We start from the raw sequence: 24,246 nt of genomic DNA, 5'->3' as shown, positions 1-24,246 counted from the left end.
CGAATCGTGAACGCACGAAAGGGCGCCGCCCTCGCGACGTCAGCACCCGGACAGCCCGCTCCGGCGATCCGTGTCCGATGCTCCCGGTCGGCTGTGAGCCGAGGCAGGGCCGCGATTCGTAGTCACATAGACCTACAGGAGTGCGCGTCATGAAAATCAACAAGAAGGTCACAAGTGCGCTGTTCGCAGCGGGACTGGCTGTGGCGGCACTGCCGCTCATGGCCTCACCCGCGCAGGCGGCCAGCGCGTACGTCGGGGTGGAGGGCAACGAGTCCCGCTGCACTGCGGGGGGCTACTACGTCTGTTTCTACTACAGCGGCTGGAGCGACGCTTATTGGGGCGGCTGGAACGATGATGCCGACCTCGCCAACAACTACTTCAGGTCAGGCACCGGATCAGGATCAGGGCAGGCCGTCCGCAACAACTCCCGCAAGATCCAGTGCGACTCGTTCCTGGCTTCGTGCCGGAGCTACTACTCCCCGAGCTACGGCGGGAATTACGACTGGCTCTACGGCGGCCAGCGCGGTGAGCTGTCTTACACCTGGAACAACAACGCGTCGGTGAAGCTCTACTCCCGGCAGTGATGCGAGAACGCCTCACCCTGCCCCTGTGGGGTGCCGTGACCACGCGCGGTGGTCACGGCACCCCCTGGCTGGTGAAACCCCGTCCCGGACAGAGGTGAATGCCGCCATGCTCTCCAAGCAGTTCTCTTCACTATTCTCTTCGTATCGACCGGCGACAGCCATTGTGGCGGTTCTGCTGTTCGTCCCGGCCTGTTCCGGCGCTGACTCTCCGCCCGTTTCGGCCTCTGTTGATTCCCTGACCGTGCAACCTGCGGCGGGAGAGGTTCATCTCCCCGTCAATGCCTACCTGCCGACAGTCGCCGAATTCTTCGACATAGGCCGGGCGAGAACATTACTGATCAGCCGCTGTATGCGTGAGTACGGCCTCTCCTTTCCGGAGACGACTGCGACTCTGGATGACAATGTGAAGGACGACGGCGTCTACGGCAATGCACGCCGTTACGGTGTGGCGAACTCCGCCCTGGTCAAGCGGTACGGATACCACCTGCCGTCGACCGTCGAGTCGGCCTCGGGTGCGGCCGACACGGACAGCGGCAGTGGCGTATGGGACGAACGGCGCCAAGATCCCATGTACGGACGTGTTCTCAACGGTGACACGGAAAAACGTTCGGCGAACGGCCGGAAGCTGCCGGATGGCGGGTGCCTCGGACAGGCCGCGCGGGAATTCGCGGAAGCGGGGGGCGCCGGATTTTCCTATGCCAAACTGGCGGCGGACATCAAGGGTGACTCCTTCAATCGGTCACTCTCCGACCCGGCGGTTATTTCGGCGACAAGGAAATGGGCAAACTGTATGAGGGCCGCGGGTTATGAATCCTCCTCACCGGTCACCGACCGTCCGCTCTTCGATCTCGACCGGCCTGAGGTGAGCGGGGCAGAGATCAAGATGGCGCTGGCCGACCTGGAATGCAAGAGGCGGACCCGGTTGGTAGAAATCTGGTCAGGGTTCGAGAGGAAGTATCAGAAAGAGCAAATCACGCTGCACGCCGACGAATTCGGCCGGATTCTCGGGGAACACCGGACCCGTATGGCCGCGACTGCCCGGATACTCGACGGTTCCTGAGCCCGGATCCACCGGCTTGATGCCCTTGGCGGGGCGGCCGGCGCAGGCGGTTGAAACCGGCGCGCAGTTCGGTTCGGTCGCCGCGCCCCGGTGAGCAGCCGGCGGGCGTCCGGGACGCGGCTTCGAACGGTCGGCTAGCAGCCGAGGTAGAACCGGATGGTCGTACCCTCCGGGTCGGTGTGAACCCGGACCAGGTCCGCGACGGCGTGCACCAGGAGCAGGCCGCGTCCGCCGCGCTGGTCCCGGGTGGCCGGACGGCGGCCGGCGAGCGGGTCGGTCAGCTGGCCGCGGTCGCGGACCTCGCACACCAGCTGCGAGTCCTCCGCCCAGATCCGCAGGCTGCCGGAGCCGCCGCCGTGCACCACGCTGTTGGTGGTCAGCTCGGCCACCGCCAGAGCCAGGTCGTCCAGGCGTACGCCGGACAGGCCCAGCCGTGCGCCCCACGCGACGGCGAAACGCCTGACGACCGGCAGCTCCTCGGCGCCGAAGTGCTGGGGCTCGGCCGTCGCGGGAGCCGGAGCGAGGGGCTGGTTGTAGTGCGCGACGACCTGCCCGGGTGCGTAGGACGGGCTGGGCCGCCGACTGCCGCCGGAGATGATCACCGGGTGGGTGGCGTAGGCGTCGGCGAGCACCTTCTCGTCGAGGCGCTCGGCGTCGTACGGGCACAGGATGGTCACGTCCCGGCCCTCGAAGGCAGGGTTGATCAACGCCTCGTGCTGCACGCACGCCGGGTACTCGACGCTGCTGCGGCCGGCCCAGATCGGCTCCCCGATGATTCGAACGTGCGTCTGAGGGTGGGCGTCGGCGAAGGCGCGCAGCACCCTCGGGATGATCCGGCCCGGGTTGCGGCCCACGTCGGTCATGTCGAGGAAGCGCACGGACGCGGCGTCCCCGCCGAGGCTGTCCCTGAGCAGGGTCAGCTGCGGGCCGGGCACGGCGACCGCCACCGGATGTCCGGCTCTCAGCCCCTCGCGGACGAAGGGGACCGTGCCGTCCAGGTACTCCTCCTCGCCCCGGTAGAAGAGGGCGGGATGCACGAACGGCTCGGCGGTCGACTCGTCGGCCGACTCGGCGGTCTTCGTGGCCGTCATCGTGCCACCACCTCGATCACGGACAAATGAGGCCAGAACATGTCAAGCAACCGTGGCAGAGCGGCAGGCGGACGTTCGAGCACGATGCGCCGCTCGGCCGAAAGGCTCTGAGCGGCCATTGCCAGGGCCGAGGCACCGGCGACATCGACGAAGGTCACGGCGGACATCTCCAGATGGCACACGATCTCTTTACGTAGGGTCATACGACGGATCAGTTGGTCCAGCGTCTGCTCCCAGGCCGGACACGTGGCCGAGGTGATCTCGCCGACGGCCTCCCATCCCGCCCGGTCCCGCAGCGGCCGCAGCCGCAACGCGCTTCCCGACGGAGCCGCCACCGACGCCGAGGCATCCGCCCGTCGCAGAATGTCCACGTCCCACCCCTGTGTACCGGTTGCACCCCAGTATCCCTTTGCCGTGCGGCAGGCAGAGGGAGACGCTGATGCGCACCTCCAGCACGACCGGCACGATGTTGCCACTTCCCTTTGCCCCGCATGACCGCATTCATGCACAGCTCTACTGACAGCTCTACTCACAGCCCTCCCCGCAGCTCTACTCGCGGCGTCTCACGCACAGCGTCGTACACGCAGCGGCGGCCGACCCGACGACGGGTCACAGAACCGGCCCAACATCTCCACGCCGGTTCCGGAATAGGTCGTCCCGGGCGGGGAAGACGCGACAGCACAACGGCCGCGGGCTACGTCGGAGTCGCGTGTCAGCGTGGCGTGGACCCCGACGGCACAACCGGACCCCAGACCCGAGGTGAGCACATGTCTGTCGTCCCGCCCTCCTCTTCTCCTCCGTCGGCATCGGTCGCCGACGGGCCACTGGCCGTCCGCACGGAGATGTGGGGCACCACGGTGGTCCTGACACCGAGCGGGGAGATCGTCCGCGGCTGCGTTACGGTGCTCGACCCTGCCCTGGGCGAGCTCCCCGACGGGACGGACGGCCTGGTCCTGGACATGGCCGAGGTCACCTTCATGGACACGGCCGGACTCCAGTTCCTGGAGCGCCTGGAGGACTTCGGAGCAGCCGCCGGCATCCCGTTGTGGACCGTCAACTGGAACGGCCAGCCCCGCCGCATCCTGGAGATCACCGGCTTCTCGGTCCCTGCCCCCGCGTCCGACCCCGCAGGCGACGCCACCGCCTGGCTGCCGCCGGACATCCGCCAGCTGCTCGTCCTGCTCCGCTCCGACCAGGGGCTCGCCGCGGTGGCCGTGGAACGTGCGGAGCAGGTGCGGCGACTCCAGTCGGAGGTCCAGCAGTTGCAGCAGGCCATCGAGTCCCGCCCGGTCATCGACCAGGCCCGCGGGATCCTCATGGCCGTCGAGGCGTGCACCGCCGACCAGGCCTGGAACGCCCTGCGCGACACCTCCCAGCACACGAACACCAAGCTCCGCGACGTCGCCGAGGCGATCGTCACGGTGAGCACCGGCGGCCCGCCTCCGACAGAGCCCGTGCGGACGGCGCTACGGGATGCGGTGCGGCGCCAACACGCGCGTGATCACACGCCTTGACGGTTGTCGCGCGGAGCCGCAGAGGTCCGCTCTTGGAGTGTGCGATGCGGGATGCGCGATGCGCGTGAAGAGGCCGGGCAGGGCCGAACCGGAAACGGAAGGGGCGGCCACCATCCGGTGACCGCCGCGCACTGGGACTCCGTACTACCGCGACTCCGCAGTACCGCCGCCTCGCCAGGACAGCGGCGCATCCCGGACCCTGAGCGGGCCGACGATCGCGTCCAACTCCACGTCCGTGAGGGGGCCGCCAGTGCCCAGGCCCTCCCAGCGTTCCAGCTCCCGGAGGTGTTCCACAGGGACGTGGTAGACGGTGAAGAAGCGGACCATCAGCTGGAAGACCGCGAAGTCGTCCCCCATCTCCCGCATCACCCAACGCGCCGCCTCGGAGGCCGGCCGACCCTCATCGCCGAACCTCCGCAGTCCGGCTTCGATCGCGGTCTTGTCGGTCACTTGCTGGTTTCCTGAGCGGTCAGGGCGTTCATTTCTTGAGCAGGTGGATGAAAGCAGCGAAGGCATCGCGGCCGACCGAGATGATGGATGTGGGGGTCGGCGTTGCCGAGTCGGCGAGCAGGATCGTTTCTCTGGTGACCGATATGTGAACGCAGGCTTCACCTTCCTGGCACTGGGACGACTTCCTCCATGCTTGCTGGGACATCAGGGCTCCTCTAAAGGTTCTGAGCGATGGCAAGGATCAGGTCTCGGGACTTCTCCGGGGCGAGAGCGGCGGCTTCGACGGTGTCCAGGAGGCGTCGGTACTTTTCCAGGTGGGCCTCGGCGTCCAGCAGCATAGGGCCGTGGAACTGGTCGAGTTGGACGGTGTCCAGCTGCGGTACAGGTCCGCACAGGTAGTTGATGGACTGGCCCGACCCGGGGAACGCGCCGACGTCGAACGGCAGTACCCGGAGAGTGATGTGGTCCCGTTCGCTCATGTCGAGCAGATGCCGGAGTTGCGCCCGTGCCACGTCCCGACCGCCGACCCTCATGTGCAGGGCGGCTTCATGGATGACGGTGCTGTACGGATTCGGATCTGCCCGGTACACGACGTCCTGCCGTTTGACGCGGTACGAGACCCGGTGCTCGACCTCGGGAGGAGTAGGAGCCGGGATCACGTGACGGAAGATCTCGCGGGCGTGCTCGGCGGTCTGGAGCATTCCGGGGACGTGTGAGGTGAAGGCGGTACGCAGGGCGGTTGCGTGGTGCTCCAGTTCGGCGAGGGCGAGCATCCCTGACGGCAGAACCTCCCGGTATGCCTCCCACCACCAGCCGCGCGTCTTCTCGCCGGCCATGTCGGCGAGGGCATCGACGTAGGGCTGGTCCGCGCACGAGTAGAGATGGGCCATCGCGCGGATGCGGTCGGGGCTCACGCCGAACCGGGCGGACTCCACATTGCTGAGTTGACCAGAGCTGGTGCCCAGCAGTTGTGCTGCCTCCGTCGAGGTCATCCCCGCCCGCTCGCGGAGTTTGCGCAGCTCCGTTGCGAGCCGGACACGTCGGGCCGTCGGAGCGGGCCTTGTCGTCATGACGTCTCCTTGTCACGGCCGCTGGAAAAGTTTTGTCACCCACATGAGGGATAAAGCGCCGAGATCCTTCGGAATCCAGCAAAGTACCTTTGCGGATCCCCTACCTTCATCTCAGGCGCCTCGCCCAGAAGCACCCCGCTCGACGGAGCGGCCACGGTCACTGGGCACCGCAATGCAACACAAGCGAGCACAACGTACCGACACCATCCAACTCCCCTCCGTGATCGGAGACTTCCGATGGCCACCGTATCGCCGTCCTCCTCCTCTTGGAGCTACGCCCTCCAGCTCCCGCACGATCCACGCGCACCGGGCATCGCCCGGGCGACCCTGCGCACCGTCCTGGCCGCCCACGACCTCGCCCACCTCACCCCCACCGCCGAACTCCTCGCCTCCGAACTGCTCACGAATGCCCACCTCCACACCACGGGCCCTTACTCTCTCCGCCTCCACTCCAACGAACCGAACCGGCTGCGCGTCGCGGTATGGGACACGGACCCCAGGGTCCCGCTCGGCTTCTCGGCATCGGAGAGGGGTGCCCTCGTCGGCGTAGCCCCCGAAGACGCCGAAGGTGGACGAGGGCTGCACCTCGTACGGGCGTGCGCGGACGCATGGGGTGTGACGATGCTGCGGGAGTCAGGCGCGTCGACGGGCGGCAAGTTGCTGTGGGCGGAGTGCGGGCGGACGGGGTGACCAAGATGCGCGAGCAGGCCGAAGTGGACCGCACGCACGCCGCTCAACGGCTGTGCGAGGCCGAGCACCAGGCAGCCGCCGAACACGACCTCTGCAGCCGTGACCTCAGGGAGACCCGATGAATCACAGGGAATGGAGAACCCGCCGCCACCGCCAGCTGATCGGCGAACACCTCGATGCCGACCCCGAGTACGACCGGGTTTACGGAGAAGCCGGCCTGGCCATGACGCTGGGCAAGGCCGTCCATGACCGGCGCAGGGAACTCGGGCTGAGCGAGGCCGACCTGGCGGAGTGCCCGCACACCACCACCGACGAGATCGAAGGCATCGAGACCGCCCACCGAACTGCCGCCCATCGCCGTCATCATGCGCCTGTCCCGAGCCCTGGACCTCACCGTCGTGTGCACACACACGCCAGGCATGGGAGTGACGGTCGTCTTCTACTTCCGTGATCCACAGGTGGTGGACTGAGGGCTGCCGGTGTCCTGTCCAGGTCACGGCTGCGCCAGCGTGCTCGCGACAAGTGCGAGCAAGGCCGTCAGCAGTGTGAGGGTGCCTCCGAATGCGATCCCCCCGCGTGTCAGGGCGGCTGGGAGGGAAGCGCCGTCCCAGCGGGCGAGTAGCGCGGCGGTCACAGCGGCCAGGAGGGCGAGCAGGACGGCGGTGAGCAGCGTGAGGGTCAGCAGCATCAGGTGCGTGGGGGTTGCAGGCATCGGGGATCTTCCGTTCCGTCGACGAGGGCGGTATGGGAAGGAAGATGAGTGAAGTCCCGTACAGCAGCGTTCGGTTGGACAAAGATGGACGGACTTGAACAACGAGGACGATGCGCGGTAGGTGGAGGGGCCGGTGGGGGACAGGGAGGACCGGCGGGAGGCGCTGGTTGAGCTGAAGGAGCGGCTGCGGAGTCTGCGGGCCCAGCGCCGGTTGTCGATGACCGCGCTGCCGATGCGGGCCGGGCTGGGGCGTACGACGGTCAGCCAGGCGCTGAACGGGACCGGCGTGCCGAGCGAGGCGACCGTGGCGGTGCTCGCCTCGGTGTTGGGGGCTGACCCCGAACCGTTGCTGCGGCTCCGGGCGGGTGCGCTGGCTTCAGCCGTCCCGGCCGCGGACGTGGCGACCGCGGAGCCAGGAGTGGAAGGCGAGTTCGACGGGTGGTACCGGCAGTATGTGGAGCGTCGGTATGGACAGTTGTCAGTGATCGGGCTTGATCTGTCCCGGCCCGAACGCGCCCGCTGGCCGCTGGATGCCGCATATCTCAGCCTGGAGTTCGCCACCTCGGCCCACGGTCTCGGATCCGCAGTGGGACGGGGGGTGATGGGGGCAGGCCCCGAAGGCGGGGTGGAAGTGAGGGCCGAGCGGGCCGAGCAGGCCTTGGCCGGACGGCGGCGCATTCTTGTGCGGGGACTGGCCGGCAGCGGCAAGACCAGTTTGCTGCGGTGGCTCGCGGTCGCCACCGCCCGCCGTGGACTGCCTCCCGAGCTGGCGCATCTGGAGGGCCGCCTGCCCTTCGTCCTGCCGCTGCGAACCCTGGTACGCCGTGGCGAACTGCCGGCCCCACACGAATACCTGGCAGCGACCGGTTGTCCGCGCGAAGGTGCCCAACCGCCGGGCTGGGCCGACCGGGCCCTCGTCGACGGCCGCGGTTTGCTGCTCGTCGACGGCCTTGACGAAGTTCCCCAGGCACGGCGGGCCCAGACCCGGCTGTGGCTGCGCGACCTGCTCGCCGCCTATCCGCAGGCCGCTTGCCTGGTCACCACCCGGCCTTCCGCGGTGCCCGAAGGGTGGCTGGCCGACAGCGACTTCACCGAGCTGACCGTGCGGCCGATGAGCGGTCGGGATGTGGCGGTGTTCGTCGACCGCTGGCACGCCGCAGCCGGCGCCGACACCGCTACCGCGCAGGAACGCGTCAATCTGGCAGCGCTGGCGGAGGCGTTGAAGGACACGGTGCGTTCCCAGCGTGACCTGGCACGCCTCTGCACCACTCCGTTGCTGTGCGCTCTGGTCTGTGCCCTGCACCGTGACCGGCGCGGCCATCTGCCGCACGGCCGCATGGAGTTGTACGAGGCGGCGCTGTCCATGCTGCTGCACCGACGCGACCGCGAACGCGACATCGAAGCCCCCGAAGGTGTTTCCCTTACCGAGCACCAGAGCGTCCAGCTCCTTCAGCGGCTGGCCTACTGGCTGATACGCAACGGGCAGACCGAGCTCGACCACGACACAGCCCGCGCCCTCATCGACGAGGCCCTACCCGCCATGCCCCGTATCGCGCAGAGAGCCGACGCGGAGGGTGTTCTCACCTACCTTCTCGCCCGCTCCGGACTGCTGAGACAACCCACCGCCGACTCCATCGACTTCGCCCACCGCACCTTCCAGGATTATCTCGGGGCCAAAGCCGCGATCGAAGCTCGTGACATCCCCCTCCTGGTCCGCCATGCGCATGATGATCAGTGGGAGGATGTCCTGTGCATGGCCGTGGCCCACGCACGTCCTCATGAACGCGCCGACCTCCTTCGCCGTTTGATCACCCGTGGCGACCGCACTCCCAGACACCGCGACCGCCTGCATCTGTTGGCCACGGCCTGCCTGGAACACGCAACCGAACTCGACCCGGCCGTGCGCGAGGACGTTCAGCGGAGTACGGCTGCGCTTCTGCCTCCCCGAAGCCTCGACGAGGCCATGACTCTGGCTGCCGTCGGCCCTGTGATCCTCGACCTGCTTCCCGGCCCTGAGGGGCTGGAGGACGACGAAGCCCAAGCCGTCGTCGCCACCGCCGGCCATATTGGCGGCGACGCCGCTCTCACGGTCATGAAGAAATTCCGCTCCAGCACAGACCTCAGTGTTCAGTCGGTGCTGCAAGACGGCTGGGGCAACTTCGACACCGAGGACTACGCTCGCGAAGTCCTCGCCCACATCCCCGGCTTCCGTCATCTGACGGTGCGCTCAGTGGAACAACTCACGGCCCTGCAGCACCTGCGTCCGCCCGGCAGCGTCACCTTCGCAGGCAACTTCACTGGCAGCGAGATCACCAGTGCGATCGGACCGGAAGAACTTCGGGCGCTGCGATTCTTCGACAACTCGGTGCTGGACAACCTGAAGTTTTTCCAGGCGTACACGTCCCTGAGCAACATTTCCTTCAGCCGCTGTCCCAATGTCGCGGACCTGACCCCCTTGGCCGCCACGCCTGCCATCAGCCTCGACCTCTACGAGTGCGCGGCGGCGCGATTGGACGTTATCCAGGACTTGCCCCTCCTCGAAAGACTGGGCCTCGACCTGGAGCTCCCCTGCCGGAGTCTTGATGTGCTGCCGGTCGGTGGTGATCTCACTCAGCTGTGGCTCGGCGCCATCGCCTGCAAGCATCTACGCACGCTCGAGGGCATCACCCGATGGCCCAATCTCACCACCTTGGGCCTGGGTGGCCTCGTGGACGGCCTCTCCCAGGTCTCGGAGTTGCCCAAGCTCAACTACCTCGTGTTCCAGGCCGGGGCCAGCCTGTCCATGCTTGCCGAGCTCCCGTCGGCACCGCAGATCGAAGAGTTCTGGCTGGGTCTCTGGCAGGCAGGTGATGATCTCGGCGCGGTGGCCAGGGCACTTCCCAAGCTCAAGAAGCTGACGATCAACTGCTTCGACGAGCACCGACAGGTCGATGTCAGTCCGCTGATCGGCATGCCGGACCTTGCCATCAACATCCACCGGGCGGACGAAGTCCTCGGTGTCGAACAATTCCCACCCGGCACCGTCAAGCGCAGTCCCCGCCCCCGTAGCTGACTAGATCGAGCCCTCAGCCCTCAGCCCTCAGCCCTCAGCCGTCCAGGTCCACCCGCACCGTCAGCAGATTCGTTCCCAGCGTCCGTACGCCCGTGCTGTTGACCTTCGGCAGTGTCCGCAGCCGGGCGATCGGGTCGTCGTCCGGCAGTAGGTGGGCCGTGCCCACATGCCAGCGCCCTCCGACCCGCACCCGTACGCGCGGGTTCGCCTTGATGTTCCGTACGTACTGCGACTTCTCGCCGAACTCCGAGACCAGCCAGAACGTGTCGCCGATGCGACGGCCGCCCAGCGGGGTGACGCGGGGGAGGCCCGAGGTGCGGCCCGTGGTCTCCAGGAGGGTCTGGAAGGGGAGGCGGCGCGTGACGGGGTTGCCGATGCGGCGCTGGAAGGCGGTGGCGGCCTTGAATCTGAACTCTCTGAACTCTCCGAAGCGGGACATCTGGTTCTTGTGCCTCCTGTGCGCGTGCCGCTGCTGTTGGTCGTGCTCTTGAATGGTGTCCCAGAGACGGGCTGCTGGGCGACATGAGTGGGCGGTGGCGAATATGCGCGTGGTGACCTGGAACCTGTGGTGGCGGTTCGGGCCCTGGGAAGCGCGGCGGCAGGCGATCCTCTCCGTGCTGCGGGACCTGCGGCCGGACGTGGTCGGACTCCAGGAGGTCTGGGAGTGCGACGGCGAGAACCTCGCCGCCTGGCTCGCCGGTGAACTCGGACTGCACTGGACCTGGGCCGCGTCCGAGGCCCCCGAACGCTGGCAGCGGCGTATCGAGGGTGCGGGTGGCGCGAAGGTGAACGTCGGCAACGCGGTGCTGAGCCGGTGGCCCGTCGTCGAGAGCGAGGCGATGCGGCTGCCGGCGCCGGACGAGTTGGACGACGGACGTCTTGCCCTGTACGCCCGGCTCGCCGCCCCCGGCCACCACGTGCCCTTCTTCACCACCCACCTCACCTCCGTGCCCCACGCCTCGGCTGTCCGGTGCCAACAGGTCACCGCTCTGGCCGAGTTCGTGGCGAAACACCGTGACGGCGGCACCGCCTTCCCGCCCGTCATCACCGGCGACTTCAACGCCTGGCCCGACTCCGACGAGATCCGCCTGTTCGGCGGTCACAAGACGGCCCCACCTGTACCCGGCCAAGTCTTCATGGATGCCTGGGAGTTGGCCGACCCGGCGGCTCCCTCGGCGACCTGGGACGCCGCCAACCCGTATGTCGCGGCCGGGTTCGGCCCGAGCTCACGAATCGACTACATCCACGTGGGGCTGCCGTGGCCGGGAGGTCTCGGGCATGTGCGCAAGGTGGACCGGGCGGGGCACGGGCCCGTGGAGGGCGTCTGGCCGTCCGATCACGCGGCGGTGGTGGTGGATCTGGCGTCGGCTTGACCCCGCCCCGGTCCACCACCCCCGAAGGCACTCCGAAGGATCGTCCGCCTGGGCCGGCCCTGGCCTACCGCCCCAGGAAGATCGGGTTCGTGAACGCCGCCAACGCCCCGGGCAGCGGCGCGAGTACCGCCTCGTGCCGCACCTCCGCCCGGACGTACGCCGCGTACTGGGCCGTCGTACGCCACTCCACGACCCCTGTGCCCGCCACCGGCAGGACCGCGCTCGTGAACAGCACGCCCTGGTCCGTGACGAAGCGGACCGTGCAGCGCGGGGCGCCCGACACCTCCAGGCGGACCGTGACCGGGGCGTCCTTGGACACCTTCAACCGGCCCCCGATGTCCGCGTGTTCGCCCTTCGGGCCGGACGCCGTGAAGGTGAGGGAGACCGACTTGGACTCGGCGACGTAGGAGCGCCCTGCCTTCAGGCCCGCCTGGATCGCCTCCCGGGTCAGGTCGTCGGCCAGGACGACCGTCTGCGGGACGCCCACCGGGTCGGGGTCGCGGTGGGCGTCGCTGTTGCCCATGGCCGGAATCCACCCGCGCCCGCCCGAGGCACCCTCCCGCACGGACGCCACCAGCATGCCGTCCCAGTCCGCGAGGGCCACCTCGTCCTCGGGCGAGTAGGCGCCGTTCCACACCTCCACCGCGTCCGCCTCGGCGAAGCCGAACTTCCAGTTGCAGCCGACGCAGGTGGCGTGCGGGTGGGCCGGGACCACCAGGCCGCCGGCGCGGCGGATCTGGCGCGCGTACTTGCCGAAGCGGTTGTCACGGGCCCGGTAGCGCCAGTCGACGAACGTCCCCGGGTCGATCCCCAGCGCGACCACGTGACCGTTGCGGGTCGTCACCTCCTCGCCCAGCAGGATGAGGAGGTCGTCGCCTGCCTCAGAGGCCCAATGGGCGTGAGATGAATGGGTGTTGTGGTCCGAGGAGTTGATGAAGTCCAGGCCCGCCGCCCGCGCGAGGGCCGTGATCTCGGCCGGGGTGCGGCGGCCGTCCGAGTACCAGGTGTGCAGGTGGCAGTCGCCCCGGTACCAGGCCCGGCCCCGCCCCTTCGCCCGCTCCGGCGGATAGACCGGGTCGACGCCCTCGCCGGGCTCGCCGTAGGTCAGCGTGATGGTGATCTCGTACGAGAGGCCCTGCGGGGAGACGGTGTACGGGCCCAGCGCGATGTGCCAGGTGCCCGCCTTCACCGGGCCGGGGATGTAGCCGGGCGTCGCGTCGTCCGCGCGGACGAAGAACTCCGTGCGGGCCCCGCCCGACCAGCCCCGGAAGCCCTTGCCGCCGAGTTCGGTGCCGCGCTGGTCGAAGACACCGATGTCGAGCGCGTTGCCAGCGGTACCGGCTGGGACGGAGGGGCGGTCATAGCTGTACGTCACCCTCAACTCCCGTACGCCATCCGGGATTTCGACGGGCAGGTAGACGAAGTCGGGGGAGCCGGTCGGCAGTGTGCCCCGTACCGTCTTCGTCTCCGTGCCGGGGGCCGCCGAGGCCGGGGTGCCGTGGGAGAAGGTCACGCTTCCCAACGTAAGCGCGGCGGCGGCTCCCGTCACGAACAGGGCACGTCTGGCCAGGCTGTTTCCGGTGTCGGTGCCGGTGCCATTTCCGGTGCCGTCTTCCGTGCCGGTTCCGTGGTCGTCTTCGCACATGCTGCCGCTCCCAGGGTGTCGGGGTGTGACGTGGGTGACGCAGTGACGGTGCTGTGGTGGCGCGTACCACTTTCATAGCCACTCTCGTGCCGTGGAGTGAACTCCCGTACAAGACAGGGGGATCGCCGTGACAAGACCGCGTGCCCCGAGTGATGTTCGACCAATCCCGACCGGTCGGTATGGACAGACGAGGAGTCGCCCGGTACAGATATGGACATGCGCCTAGCCGTCACGATCTTTCTCACCGACGAGACGATCACCCCGACCCGACTCGCCCGTGAGCTGGAGCAGCGCGGGTTCGCCGGGCTGTATCTGCCCGAGCACACACACATCCCGGTCGAGCGGACCAGCCCGTACCCGGCGGGCGGCGACCTGCCGCCCGAGTACGGCCGTACGCTCGACCCCTTCGTCGCGCTCGGCCAGGCCGCAGCCGTCACCGAGCGGCTCGCCCTCGGCACGGGCATCACGCTCGTCGCCCAGCACGACCCGATCGACCTCGCCAAGCAGATCGCGACCCTCGACCACCTCTCCGGCGGACGCTTCACCCTCGGTCTCGGCTACGGCTGGAACGTCGAGGAGGCCGCCGACCACGGTGTGGAATGGCGTACGCGGCGCGAGCTGACCCGGGACCGGATGGCGCTGATGCGTGCCCTGTGGTCAGACGAACCGACCGCGTACGACGGTGAGTTCGGGAGTGTGCGGGCGAGTACCGCGTACCCCAAGCCGGTACAGAAGCCGCGTGGGCCGGTGATCGGCCCCCGTACCCTCGTCGGCGGCTCGGCCGGGCCGAAACTGTTCGCCCACATCAGCGAGTACGCCGACGGGTGGCTGCCGATAGGCGGGCGCGGCCTGTCCGAGTCGCTGCCCGTACTGCGGTCGGTGTGGGCGGACGCGGGCCGCGACCCGGCCGCCCTCCAGGTCGTCCCGTACGCCGTTCAGCCCACCCCGGGCAAGCTCGCGTACTACGCGGAGCTGGGCATCGAGGAGACCGTGGTGCAGCTGCCGCCGGCCGGGGAGGCGGAGGTGCTGGGCCTGCTGGACGGGTACGCGGAGTACCTGTAGCTCCGACGGCCCTGCGGACTCCGCCTACCGAGCCGGCTCCATCTACCGCGCAGGCTCCGCCGACCGCGCCGGCTCCGCAGGCGGTGGCCACCGAGTCCACCAGTGCCACCACGGTCACCAGTGCCGCCCTGTAACGTTCGACAGCCCGAACGGACAGGGCGGTCCCTGCAGGACCTGATCACATCGATCGTATGCTCGAAGGATGACGACTCCCGAGACCTCCGGACCCGGCCCCACCGAGCGCCCCGGCGGCGCCACCGGCCCGACCGAGAACTCCATGCGTCGCGCCCTCAAACGCGCCCGGGACGGCGTCGCCCTCGACGCCGGCGAGGCCGCGGTGCTGCTCCAGGCCCGCGGCGAGGCACTCGACGACCTCACCGCGTCCGCGGCCCGCGTCCGGGACGCCGGCCTGGAGGCCGCGGGCCGCCCCGGCGTCATCACGTACTCGAAGAGCGTCTTCATCCCCCTGACCCGCCTCTGCCGGGACAAATGCCACTACTGCACCTTCGTGACCGTGCCGGGCAAGCTCCGCCGGGCCGGACACGGCATGTTCATGTCCCCGGACGAGGTCCTCGACATCGCCCGGCGCGGCGCCGCCCTCGGTTGCAAGGAAGCGCTGATCACCCTCGGTGACAAGCCCGAGGACCGCTGGCCGGAGGCGCGCGAGTGGCTCGACGCGCACGGCTACGACGACACGATCGCGTACGTCCGCGCCATCTCCATCCGCATCCTGGAGGAGACGGGCCTGCTGCCCCACCTCAACCCGGGCGTGATGTCCTGGACGGACTTCCAGCGCCTGAAGCCCGTCGCTCCCTCCATGGGCATGATGCTGGAGACGACCGCGACCCGCCTGTGGTCCGAGCCGGGCGGCCCGCACCACGGCTCCCCGGACAAGGAACCCGCCGTACGACTGCGGGTGTTGGAGGACGCGGGCCGGTCGTCCGTCCCCTTCACCTCGGGCCTCCTGATCGGGATCGGCGAGACGTACGAGGAGCGGGCGGAGTCCCTCTTCGCCCTTCGTCGCGTCTCCCGCGCCTACCACTCCATCCAGGAGCTGATCATCCAGAACTTCCGTGCCAAGCCGGACACCGCGATGCGCGGCATGCCGGACGCGGAACTGGACGAGCTCGTCGCCACGGTGGCGGTGGCACGGCACATCATGGGCCCGAGCGCCTGCCTCCAGGCCCCGCCCAACCTCGTCGACTCCGAGTACGAGCGGCTGATCGGCGCCGGCATCGACGACTGGGGCGGCGTCTCCCCGATCACCATCGACCACGTCAACCCGGAACGCCCCTGGCCCCGGATCGACGAACTGGCGGCCAAATCGGCGGCAGTCGGCTTCGAACTGCGCGAACGCCTCTGCGTCTACCCGGAGTTCGTCCAGCGAGGCGAGCCCTGGCTCGACCCGAGACTGCTGCCGCACGTACGAGCACTCGCGGACCCCGAGACGGGCCTCGCGCGCGAGGACGCGGTCGTCGAGGGGCACCCGTGGCAGGAGCCGGAGGAGGTGTTCGTGTCGTCCGGCCGCACCGACCTGCACACCACGATCGACACCGACGGCCGTACGTCCGACCGGCGCGACGACTTCGACGAGGTGTACGGCGACTGGGGCGCCCTGCGGGAGGCGGCGGCGCCCGGGATGGTGCCGGAGCGCATCGACACGGACGTACGGCAGGCGCTGCGCACGGCGGCCGACGACCCGACGAAGCTCACCGACGACGAGGCGCTGGCGCTGTTCCACGCGGACGGCGCGGCCCTCGACGCACTGTGTCAAGTGGCCGACGAGGTAAGGAAGTCGGCGGTCGGGGACGACGTCACCTACATCGTCACCCGGAACATCAACTTCACCAACGTCTGCTACACCGGCTGCCGTTTCTGCGCCTTCGCCCAGCGCCGCACGGACGCCGACGCCTACACGCTGTCCCTGGACCAGGTGGCCGACCGCGCCCAACAGGCCTGGGACGTGGGGGCGGTCGAGGTCTGCATGCAGGGCGGCATCCACCCCGACCTGCCGGGCACCGCGTACTTCGACATCGCGCGCGCGGTGAAGGAGAGGGTCCCCGGTATGCACGTACACGCCTTCTCACCCATGGAGGTGGTGAACGGCGCGACCCGCACCGGGATGTCGATCCGCGAGTGGCTGACGGCCGCGAAGGAAGCCGGCCTCGACACGATCCCCGGCACGGCGGCGGAGATCCTCGACGACGAGGTCCGCTGGGTCCTCACCAAGGGCAAGCTGCCGACCGCCACCTGGATCGAGGTGGTGACGACCGCCCACGAACTCGGCATCCGCTCCTCGTCCACGATGATGTACGGCCACGTCGACCAGCCCCGCCACTGGCTCGGCCACTTCCGCACCCTGGCCCGCATCCAGCAACAGACGGGCGGCTTCACGGAGTTCGTCACCCTCCCCTTCATCCACACCAACGCCCCGGTGTACCTGGCGGGCATCGCCCGCCCCGGCCCGACGATGCGCGACAACCGGGCGGTCATCGCGATGGCCCGCCTTCTCCTGCACACCCACATCCCCAACATCCAGACCAGCTGGGTCAAGCTCGGCACGGAGGGCGCGGCGGAGATGCTCCGCTCGGGCGCGAACGACCTGGGCGGCACACTGATGGAGGAGACGATCTCGCGGATGGCGGGGTCGTCGTACGGCTCGTACAAGTCGGTGAAGGACCTGATCGCGGTCGCGGAGGCAGCGGGGCGCCCGGCCAGGCCCCGGAACACCGTCTACGGAGAGGTCCCGGAGGAGCGACAGCGGGCGGCGGCGTTGTCGGACGGGCATCTGCCGGAGTTGCTGCCTGTGCTGGAGTGACCGGATTGGTCGGCGTGGGCGAGGCGGAGGTCCGTACCCGGCGGTGACTGCGGCTCGCAGAGCGTTTGGACGTCGGCTGAGCCTCAGCTGCGACTGTGCGCCCCTCGCTCGGAGGGAACGGCGTGGGTAACACGGTGTCGTGCCACCCGCGCCGTTGTTGGCGCACCTGGCGGTGTAGTAGGCAAGTCAGTCTTTACGGGTTGACTCCAACTTGTTTGGCCGGACTGCCTCATGCGCGGTTGGCGTCCAAGCGCTCCGCCGACTCGAGCAGGTGCTTGGGTAGTTTCGAACTGGCCGCCAGCACTTCGATACCGATGAGGCGGCCCTCCTCGTCGAAGTCGAGGTTGATCATGCCGTCGACCTTTACCGGATCACAGGGATACATGCGTGCCGCCTCCGCACGGGCTTGGGGTTCCGTGAAGTGCACATACGCGGCATTCGCCGTCTTGTCGTAGGTGACTCTGACGTTCGCCATGGTCAGCGTGCTCCCTTGCTGTGATTGAGGTCGGCCCCACCCACGTTTTGCTGTGCCGCGCGTCGGGTGGGCCGGTGGAGTCCAGGCCATCCGGCTGAACGGGGCGGTGATGACCTGAACGTTCATCCCGTGCTTCTTGTGCTTGGCCGAGCCGATGAGCCGGTCGGCGGCGAGCCGGTCGATTGGCAGCATCCCGGTCGGCGGGATCAGTCGTGGTCGGCCGCCGTCAGGCCGCCGTGACCTGCTGGGCCAGCAGTAGTGCCAGCGGTCCCCCTTGAAGTAGGAAGCGTCCCTCGGCGGCGGCCCGGATCGCGTCAGGCATCGGCCACCACATGAGCTTGAAGTTTGCCTCGCTGGGCGTGAGCTGCTGCGGGCCGCAGGTGAGGCCTTCGGCCAGGAAAAGGTGGATGCGGGCATCGGAGTTCAGGGTGATGGCGTACGAGCCGAGGGCCCGCCAGGTCTGGGCGGTGACCCCGGCTTCCTCGCGCAGCTCGCGCTGCGCGCACTCTTCCGATGTTTCGCCGGGCTCCCTGCGGCCCCCGGGCAGGAACGCGTACTCGCCGCCGTGCCGGGGGAATTCGGCGGCCAGGACGGCGACCGTGCCGTCCGCGTCTCGGGCCACGATCACGGAGGCGTCGCGTACGGCCTCCTGCTGGGAAGTGTCGGTCATGGCCCGGGAGCGTAGCCGCCTACTGTGACAGCCAGGCCGCGAACGGCACGTTCAGGACCGTTGGGTGAGCGAGCACGGGGTGTGCCTGGCGGCGTTCGCGATCAGTTCCGAGATGATCAGCGCTGCGGGGTCGGCGAAGCCGGTCAGGTGCCATACGGCGAGGGCGTCACGGACGAGTCTGCGACCTATCGCGGCAGTCGCCGGCTCGCACGGGAAGGTCTGGCTGTAGGCCGGGGGCCCGGTCGGGGCGGCCTGAACTGACGTCGGGAGACTCGTCATTGGCGGAGCCAGGGGTTCCGCTCCTCGGCCATGTGGGCGGCGATCGATGGCCGCCGCTACGACGACGCGAAGATTCACATGCGAGAGGCGCAGGCACTCGCCGAGATGTCCGGCGATCAGGCGATCAAGTTCCGGATCTGGAGTCACGCGGGGACGATGTATCGGCACATGGGGCGGCCCGGCGACGCCTTCGCCGCCAACGACGTCGCCCGCAACCTGCACCTCACGCGCAGGGACCCCCTGTTCGCCTGCCTGGGACACGCCCGCCAGGCCGCCACCCTCGGCCTCACCGGCGACACCGCAGCCGTACGGTATGCCCTCGGCCGCGCTCAGGACGCACTCGAACGCGCCGATCCGGATCTTGCTCGCCCGGTGTGGATGGCTGCTGTCCGCGACGGAGCCGAGCTTGAAACACTTGCTCTGTCGGCGTACCTCCGCCTAGGCAACTTCGAACAGGCCGAATCGCACGCCCACCGAAGCCTGACCCTGCTCCGCCCCCAGATGCAGCGCGACCGCGCCATCAATACTGCCCGGCTTGCACACGCCCAGCTCGGACAGGGCGAAGTCGACGCCGCCACGGTCACTGCGATGAAGGTCCCCGCTGAAGTTGCCACGCAGCACGCCCGGGTGACGCGCATGCTGCAAGAGTTCGGGGCTGCGCTGCGTGCTACCGCCCCCGGCAGCACCACCGTCCAGACGTGGACCGAGCACGCCGCCACCTGGAGGAAGGCCGCGTGAACACGGCGCCCGCTGACGACCTGCGTACGTTCAGCGCCCACGACACCGTTCGCGGCGATGTCCTCGACGTAACGCCGATGTGCGTATCCCGCTGCTTCACCTGCCGAACCACGCGGTCACCTTTTTCGGCGAGCGCGTGGACCGGCACGCCGCCGAGCCGGGTTTCGGGGCTGTGCTCGCGTACGCGGACGGGCACTCGATGGGCTATGCCTACGGCAACACGATCGAGCGCGGGGACCGGTATTGGCAGCGCACGTCACCGGCGCCGACGGATGAGTACACCAAGCATCCCGCCGTGGCCCTGAAGGAGATCGGCGTAAGCACTCAGTGGCGGGGCACGGGGACCGCACGGCGCATCCATGACGCTTTCCTCGCTACACGCGACGAGCCGTATGTGACGCTCATGGTCAACCCGGCGGCCGGGGACGGGAAAGTGCACGCGCTCTACCGGTCGTGGGGATACGAGGACATCGGACAGAGCCAGCCGTCGGCGGCCTCGCCGGTTCTCACGGTGATGATTCGCGCCGCGCGCTGAGCAGCGCACCCTCGCGGGTGCGGCGAAGCAGCCGCCGAACCGGCACGGTCAGCGCGAGCAGCAGGGACCATCTCCGGCGACTACGAGGCGGCGCTCGCGGACCAGGCGGAAATGCCGCCGGGGTTGTTGTTGGAGTTGGTCCCTGCGGGTGCGGGGAGCAAGTTGGTACGTCCCAAGAATCGGGATCATCACCAGGTAGGTGGGCAACAGAACGTGGGCTCAGTACGCCCAAAACAGCCGGGCGGAATACTTCGAAGCCGTCCAATCCACCGCCTAGGCCTCGACGTCTTCGCTCGGACCGGCTGTAGTACCGGAGACGAGGTCGCGCCGCGCGACGTTTGCCACCCCGAGCGCGACCTCGAGCCCTGACGCAGCTGACCTGTCTCAGTGAAGTTAGTCGACCGAGTCACGCTGACCTGCGTGGACTGGATTGGGTGAGACGGAGTTCCTGCGCGGAGCTGTGACCGAGCGCGATACTTGGCCCTTGAGCACGCGAGTTGGCCCCTGAGCGCGATTCCTGGCCTGCAGAACAGCGGGCGGGACTGCCGACAGAGGCGCTGCCGGACCCGCCACTAGACTCCGGCACCATGACCGCCGACACTCCCATATCGCCGATCCCAGTCGCGCCTGCCGGTCTGACCCGGAGAGCCAAGAGCTTCGTGGAGGTGGACGGCATTCGCGTTCCTCGGCAGGGAATCGGACGCCACCGCGATGCGTGGATCACGCACGGGATCCCGGCCGCGGAGATCGACCGTGCCGCGGCCTTCCAGGACCGCTGGGGCGGTTTCGCCCTGCCCCCGGCCCCGTTCTATGAGAGCGGCCCGCGCATCCTGGACGCGGACGTGCCCGAGGGCTCGGCCGCGGAGGGCTGGTGGATTCCGGCCGGGGACTGTCGGGTGTCCATGGCCTATGGATTCCTGATCGGCCCCGGTGGCGAGTTCGGGATCCACGGGTCCCGTTGGGCACCGCTTCATGCCAGTACGGACGGCTGGGTGGAATCGCTGGCGCTGGCCACCCACGCAAGACGCTGGGCCAAGACCATCACGAGGATCACCGGCAAGGCCGTCGCCTCCCTTGACCTCGACGGGTACGAGCAAGTGCCTGAAGTGCAGGGCATGACTGACACCTGGTGGCGGGGCACGGACTCACTCATCGCCCTATACCGCGGCGAGGCCGTCGGTCTTGACGCACCTCAATGCCTTGAAGCTCACATCTACGGCGGCCTCGACGAGTGGGGCCTCCACGGCGGCTGACCGCTCGGTGGCGCCTGCGGATCTGAGCATCCAGTTTGCGGGACGGGCCATCTGTCGCGCTCAGTCGCAGGAGCGCGTGCCATCGATTCCTAATGCCGTTCGTCAAGCCGCGGCGCACGCTTGAGGTAGCGGGCAGGAGGTGTCGGAGGTGCGCGGTACAGTCCGTTCATCCGACTGGGGAGGGCTCATGGCGACCAAGTGGAGCTTGACGATCGACTGCGCGTACCCGGCGAAACTGGCCGCGTTCTGGGCGCTGGCGTTGGGCTACGAGGAGAAGCCCGCGCCCGCAGGGTTCGGGAGCTGGGAGGAGTGGTTCTCGCATCATGAGGTTCCGGAGGACGAGTGGGATGACGGGGCGTACCTCTCAGATCCGGACGGCGTGGGCCCTACCTTGTCCTTCCTGAAGGTGCCGGAGCCGAAGGTGGCGAAGAACCGGCTGCATATCGACGTGCAAGTTGGTGGCGGCCGTGAAACCCCGTGGGAGGTGCGCTGGCCGCGCGTGGTCGCGGCGGTGGAGCGGTTGACCGCTGCGGGCGCGACCGTGGTCCGCGAGGACGAGTTGCAGGGCAGGCCGGATCATGTGGTGATGGCAGACCCGGAAGGTAACGAGTTTTGCCTGGTCTGACGGGGTCGGTCAGGCCAACTGGCCGCGCGCAGCGTGTCGCGTCCCTTCCTATGCGGCAGCCCTTGCCGGCGGAGCTGGCTCGTAGCGCCGTCCGTCGCGCAGAAGGGCCCAGAGGACGTTGACGCGGCGGCGAGCGAGAGCCAGGACGGCCTGGGTATGACGCTTGCCCTCAGCACGTTTGCGATCGTAGAAGCGCCGGGATTCCTCTCAGTGGCGGATGCTGAACAACGCCGAGGTGTAGAAGACGCGTTGGAGGCGGCGGTTGTATCGCTGCGGGCGGTGCAGGTTCCCGCTCAGCTTCCCGGAATCGCGGGGCACCGGGGCGACGCCGCCGAAGCCGGCGAGGCGGTCGGCGGTGCCGAACGCCGTCATGTCGCCGCCGGTGGCTGCCAGGAACTCGGCGCCGAGGATGACGCCAAGGCCGGGCATGCTGGTGATCACCTCGAAGGTGTGGTGGTCGCGAAACCGGGCCTCGATGGCCTTGTCGAGCTCGGCGACCTGCTGGTTGAGGACGTTGGAGTGTGCCATCGAACCTTGAACGGAGTTAGTGCGGCGTTCAGTCGTTGCCTTGGCGGTTCCGTATTTCGATGACGCTCGCGTATAAGGCGTCCGCTCCAAGCGACGGGCGACCCTGCGGGTCAGCTCAGCAGTGTTCGGTGGACGTCTTGTACCAGCCGCCCCACGTGTTGGTCGCGTAGTCGTCATAGTTGCAGTAGTAGTTTCCGGCCGACGTCACGACCTTGACGGCCTTGCCGACGGAGTCCTCGAAGAAGGCGGTGAAGTGGAGGGCCGTGCCGCCGCCCGGCATCTCCTTCCAGCCACCCGCGCCCGCCCATGTGTGCCAGACGGTTCCTGAGGGTGCCACGGCGAAGCATTCGTCCGGCCCCCACGACCAGTCGACGGGGGTCAGGCCGTAGTCGTTGGCGGTACCGGTGTAGCCAAAACAGGAGACGGTGACGGCCGCAGCTGCGGGCGAGGACGACACCCCCACCGCGCCGAATGCTGCCAGTGACACTGCGGCGGCAGCGGCCGAAAAGCGGAAATGAGACTTCACGATCTCTCCTTTGTTCGGGGCGACAACACTGGCTTGTTCCGGGACACACACTGTGGAAGGGCGGCACCTGATGCGGGTTTGCTGTACACAGGTCACCCCTCCCAATGACTCTCATCGTGATCCTGGGGCCGACCCAAGCCTGGCCGAGGGCAGCGGAAGTGTCGTTGGTGATGCGCGCACTGCCGTTAACGGCCAACGCACTATCGGGCTCGCAGAGCGGCTTCCCGGTAGTCACTGGGCGGCATGCCGTAGGCGGCGCGGAAGGCCCGGCTGAAGTCCGCCGCGTGCCTAAAGCCCCACCGGGCGCCCACGGCGTGGATCGGCCGTAAGAACAGTGCAGGCTCGGCCAAGTCCCGGCGGCACCGTTCCAGGCGCCCGCGCCGGATCCACCCGCCGACGGTAGTGCCCTGCTGCTGGAACAGCCGGTGCAGGTACCGCACTGAGATGTGGTGAGCGGCAGCGACCACGGCGGGCGACAAGTGTGCATCGCCGAGGTGGTGTTCGATGAAGGAGTGGATGCTGACCATGAGCGTCCGCTGACGGTTCTCGGGGGGAACGGCGTCTTCCGCGTCCGCGTGGTGAGCGAGGAACGCGGTGATCAGGTCTGCTGCGACCCCGCCCAGACGCATGGCGTCCTGGGGGCGGCAGGAGCCGAACTCAGGTGCCAGGCGGATCAAAAACTGCGACAGGAGAGCCCCCATGCCGGTATCTCCCGGCAACACCACCGTGAGGAGGCGGTCAACCTTCGCCGCAGGGAGAGGGAACGCCGCGCGGGGCACATTCACGATGATCCCTTCGACCGCGCCCCCGTCATCCGGGAAGGCCCAGGCGTCGGCTGGGTGGGACGAGTCGTACAGCAGCAGGTCCCCAGCCCCCACCAGCGCGTCACGCCCGCAGTGGGAGATACTCTGCCCACCGCTCAGCGTCAGGGCCAGGTGGTACAGCTCCGGGTCCGACCGACGCACCAACGCCGGTGTGCGACACGAGCGCAACGACGGATAGGACAGCACCGACACCTGCACGGCCCCAAGCTCCAGCGTCCGGGCACTGGCCCGGAAGTCATCGGCGTGGTCAGTGGTGATCTCCGTAGGCGTGATCGTGCGCGACGTCATCTCCCGCCACCACTCGAATCGATCGGCGACCGGCAACTCCTCACTGCACAGCACGGTCTCAATCACCTGAAGCTCCCGCCCCATCATGGCCTCGTCAAGGTCTCCATGAGGGGTGCGCTGGGCGAACCCGACATGGCGCACACCCAAACATCGGCTGACCAGTAAGAAAGGGAACGAGATCGAGATGAGTACTGGGTGGCGCTGCCGCTGTACGCACCCGCTGAAGCACGCCGCAACCTTCACCGCCGAACCGTCGACGGCCGTCTTCGCCTGCCCGGCCAAAGCGTGCACGCCCATCAAGGGCGAGGACTACAGCGGCGTCCCCCGGAGGCGCTCCGGCTGTGTCCGACGGGCACAGCCGGAGCTGCTGCCGGTGCCGGACTG

Annotated in this window: 23 protein-coding genes and 5 pseudogenes; 12 read left to right on the top strand and 16 right to left on the bottom strand. The window is 68.5% G+C overall.

What is annotated here, in order from left to right:
- Positions 1-149: 149 nt before the first annotated feature.
- Together ACW4TU_RS19075 and ACW4TU_RS19070 are read left to right on the top strand one after the other, a co-directional pair.
- Entirely contained in the window at positions 150-584 is a 435-nt protein-coding gene (locus ACW4TU_RS19075) for a hypothetical protein (RefSeq protein WP_457429082.1), read from the top strand.
- A gap of 106 nt (positions 585-690) precedes the next feature.
- A complete protein-coding gene (locus ACW4TU_RS19070) occupies positions 691-1,644 on the top strand; it encodes a hypothetical protein (protein ID WP_457429081.1) in 954 nt (317 codons plus the stop codon).
- 134 nt (positions 1,645-1,778) lie between these two features.
- On the opposite strand, the gene ACW4TU_RS19065 is transcribed toward ACW4TU_RS19070, so the two are convergent.
- On the bottom strand, positions 1,779-2,735 hold the full coding sequence (locus ACW4TU_RS19065; protein WP_457429079.1) for an anti-sigma factor RsbA family regulatory protein: 957 nt from the start codon (positions 2,733-2,735) through the stop codon (positions 1,779-1,781).
- On the bottom strand, positions 2,732-3,106 hold the full coding sequence (locus ACW4TU_RS19060; RefSeq protein WP_457429077.1) for an STAS domain-containing protein: 375 nt from the start codon (positions 3,104-3,106) through the stop codon (positions 2,732-2,734). Before ACW4TU_RS19060 ends, ACW4TU_RS19065 begins: the two co-directional genes overlap by 4 nt.
- A 396-nt stretch (positions 3,107-3,502) precedes the next feature.
- Here ACW4TU_RS19060 and ACW4TU_RS19055 point away from each other — a divergent pair, with 396 nt between their 5' ends.
- On the top strand, positions 3,503-4,249 hold the full coding sequence (locus ACW4TU_RS19055) for an ANTAR domain-containing protein (RefSeq protein WP_457429075.1): 747 nt from the start codon (positions 3,503-3,505) through the stop codon (positions 4,247-4,249).
- Positions 4,250-4,393: 144 nt separating this feature from the next.
- Here the strand turns inward: ACW4TU_RS19055 and ACW4TU_RS19050 are convergent, their stop codons facing one another.
- From ACW4TU_RS19050 to ACW4TU_RS19040, 3 genes are read right to left on the bottom strand one after another with little or no spacing between them, the layout of a single operon-like run.
- Positions 4,394-4,699: a hypothetical protein gene (locus ACW4TU_RS19050; protein ID WP_457429073.1), complete on the bottom strand. Its 306-nt coding sequence runs from the start codon at positions 4,697-4,699 to the stop codon at positions 4,394-4,396.
- A 28-nt stretch (positions 4,700-4,727) separates the two neighbouring features.
- Positions 4,728-4,904, bottom strand: coding sequence for a DUF397 domain-containing protein (locus ACW4TU_RS19045; RefSeq protein WP_457429072.1), 177 nt, complete (start codon positions 4,902-4,904; stop codon positions 4,728-4,730).
- Positions 4,905-4,914: 10 nt separating this feature from the next.
- Positions 4,915-5,769 (bottom strand): helix-turn-helix domain-containing protein, encoded by an 855-nt coding sequence (locus ACW4TU_RS19040; RefSeq protein WP_457429071.1) that lies wholly within the window; start codon positions 5,767-5,769, stop codon positions 4,915-4,917.
- A 237-nt stretch (positions 5,770-6,006) separates the two neighbouring features.
- Here ACW4TU_RS19040 and ACW4TU_RS19035 point away from each other — a divergent pair, with 237 nt between their 5' ends.
- The gene (locus ACW4TU_RS19035) at positions 6,007-6,459 is read left to right on the top strand and encodes an ATP-binding protein (protein WP_457429069.1); all 453 of its coding nucleotides are present in this window, start codon (positions 6,007-6,009) and stop codon (positions 6,457-6,459) included.
- Between the two features lie 43 nt (positions 6,460-6,502).
- Here the strand turns inward: ACW4TU_RS19035 and ACW4TU_RS19030 are convergent, their stop codons facing one another.
- A complete protein-coding gene (locus tag ACW4TU_RS19030) occupies positions 6,503-6,826 on the bottom strand; it encodes a hypothetical protein (RefSeq protein ID WP_457429067.1) in 324 nt (107 codons plus the stop codon).
- A 126-nt stretch (positions 6,827-6,952) separates the two neighbouring features.
- Positions 6,953-7,171, bottom strand: a complete 219-nt coding sequence (locus ACW4TU_RS19025; RefSeq protein ID WP_457429066.1) for a hypothetical protein — start codon at positions 7,169-7,171, stop codon at positions 6,953-6,955.
- 133 nt (positions 7,172-7,304) lie between these two features.
- Here ACW4TU_RS19025 and ACW4TU_RS19020 point away from each other — a divergent pair, with 133 nt between their 5' ends.
- Complete coding sequence (locus tag ACW4TU_RS19020; protein ID WP_457429064.1) at positions 7,305-10,223, top strand: NACHT domain-containing protein; 2,919 nt, start codon at positions 7,305-7,307, stop codon at positions 10,221-10,223.
- Positions 10,224-10,257: 34 nt separating this feature from the next.
- On the opposite strand, the gene ACW4TU_RS19015 is transcribed toward ACW4TU_RS19020, so the two are convergent.
- Entirely contained in the window at positions 10,258-10,662 is a 405-nt protein-coding gene (locus tag ACW4TU_RS19015) for a nitroreductase/quinone reductase family protein (protein ID WP_457429062.1), read from the bottom strand.
- A 103-nt stretch (positions 10,663-10,765) separates the two neighbouring features.
- Here ACW4TU_RS19015 and ACW4TU_RS19010 point away from each other — a divergent pair, with 103 nt between their 5' ends.
- Positions 10,766-11,596, top strand: a complete 831-nt coding sequence (locus ACW4TU_RS19010) for an endonuclease/exonuclease/phosphatase family protein (protein ID WP_457430199.1) — start codon at positions 10,766-10,768, stop codon at positions 11,594-11,596.
- Positions 11,597-11,660: 64 nt separating this feature from the next.
- On the opposite strand, the gene ACW4TU_RS19005 is transcribed toward ACW4TU_RS19010, so the two are convergent.
- Positions 11,661-13,241 carry a CehA/McbA family metallohydrolase gene (locus ACW4TU_RS19005; RefSeq protein WP_457429061.1) on the bottom strand — a complete coding sequence of 527 codons (1,581 nt, stop codon included), beginning with the start codon at positions 13,239-13,241 and terminating at the stop codon, positions 11,661-11,663.
- A gap of 216 nt (positions 13,242-13,457) precedes the next feature.
- On the opposite strand from ACW4TU_RS19005, the gene ACW4TU_RS19000 reads away from it, so the two are divergent.
- Together ACW4TU_RS19000 and ACW4TU_RS18995 are read left to right on the top strand one after the other, a co-directional pair.
- Positions 13,458-14,303 carry an LLM class F420-dependent oxidoreductase gene (locus ACW4TU_RS19000; protein ID WP_457429059.1) on the top strand — a complete coding sequence of 282 codons (846 nt, stop codon included), beginning with the start codon at positions 13,458-13,460 and terminating at the stop codon, positions 14,301-14,303.
- A gap of 202 nt (positions 14,304-14,505) precedes the next feature.
- Positions 14,506-17,121: a bifunctional FO biosynthesis protein CofGH gene (locus tag ACW4TU_RS18995; protein ID WP_457429057.1), complete on the top strand. Its 2,616-nt coding sequence runs from the start codon at positions 14,506-14,508 to the stop codon at positions 17,119-17,121.
- A 229-nt stretch (positions 17,122-17,350) separates the two neighbouring features.
- Here the strand turns inward: ACW4TU_RS18995 and ACW4TU_RS18990 are convergent, their stop codons facing one another.
- The 4 genes and pseudogenes from ACW4TU_RS18990 to ACW4TU_RS18975 all read right to left on the bottom strand — a co-directional run.
- Positions 17,351-17,596: a DUF2283 domain-containing protein gene (locus ACW4TU_RS18990; protein WP_457430197.1), complete on the bottom strand. Its 246-nt coding sequence runs from the start codon at positions 17,594-17,596 to the stop codon at positions 17,351-17,353.
- Between the two features lie 63 nt (positions 17,597-17,659).
- A pseudogene (locus tag ACW4TU_RS18985) lies at positions 17,660-17,788 on the bottom strand (IS5/IS1182 family transposase); the annotation flags it as partial.
- A 34-nt stretch (positions 17,789-17,822) separates the two neighbouring features.
- Complete coding sequence (locus tag ACW4TU_RS18980) at positions 17,823-18,266, bottom strand: NUDIX hydrolase (protein WP_457429055.1); 444 nt, start codon at positions 18,264-18,266, stop codon at positions 17,823-17,825.
- Between the two features lie 72 nt (positions 18,267-18,338).
- Positions 18,339-18,545 (bottom strand): annotated as a pseudogene (locus ACW4TU_RS18975) (ATP-binding protein); the annotation flags it as partial.
- A gap of 12 nt (positions 18,546-18,557) precedes the next feature.
- Here ACW4TU_RS18975 and ACW4TU_RS18970 point away from each other — a divergent pair.
- The 4 genes and pseudogenes from ACW4TU_RS18970 to ACW4TU_RS18955 form a co-directional block, all read left to right on the top strand.
- A pseudogene (locus ACW4TU_RS18970) lies at positions 18,558-19,283 on the top strand (hypothetical protein); the annotation flags it as partial.
- Positions 19,280-19,818 (top strand): annotated as a pseudogene (locus ACW4TU_RS18965) (N-acetyltransferase). The pseudogenes ACW4TU_RS18970 and ACW4TU_RS18965, both read left to right, overlap by 4 nt.
- A gap of 587 nt (positions 19,819-20,405) precedes the next feature.
- The gene (locus ACW4TU_RS18960) at positions 20,406-21,071 is read left to right on the top strand and encodes a hypothetical protein (protein ID WP_457429053.1); all 666 of its coding nucleotides are present in this window, start codon (positions 20,406-20,408) and stop codon (positions 21,069-21,071) included.
- A gap of 187 nt (positions 21,072-21,258) precedes the next feature.
- Complete coding sequence (locus ACW4TU_RS18955) at positions 21,259-21,696, top strand: VOC family protein (protein WP_457429052.1); 438 nt, start codon at positions 21,259-21,261, stop codon at positions 21,694-21,696.
- Between the two features lie 48 nt (positions 21,697-21,744).
- On the opposite strand, the pseudogene ACW4TU_RS18950 reads toward ACW4TU_RS18955, so the two are convergent.
- From ACW4TU_RS18950 to ACW4TU_RS18940, 3 genes and pseudogenes are all read right to left on the bottom strand, one after another.
- Positions 21,745-22,206: pseudogene (locus ACW4TU_RS18950) on the bottom strand (transposase); the annotation flags it as partial.
- A gap of 133 nt (positions 22,207-22,339) precedes the next feature.
- Positions 22,340-22,750, bottom strand: coding sequence for a hypothetical protein (locus tag ACW4TU_RS18945; protein ID WP_457429050.1), 411 nt, complete (start codon positions 22,748-22,750; stop codon positions 22,340-22,342).
- 200 nt (positions 22,751-22,950) lie between these two features.
- Positions 22,951-24,159: an AraC-like ligand-binding domain-containing protein gene (locus ACW4TU_RS18940; protein WP_457430195.1), complete on the bottom strand. Its 1,209-nt coding sequence runs from the start codon at positions 24,157-24,159 to the stop codon at positions 22,951-22,953.
- Positions 24,160-24,246: the final 87 nt, after the last annotated feature.

It is taken from the genome of Streptomyces kryoterrae (assembly GCF_054072135.1).
The sequence above is the reverse complement of the archived record's forward strand: the minus strand, read 5'-3'. Positions and strand labels throughout refer to the sequence as shown.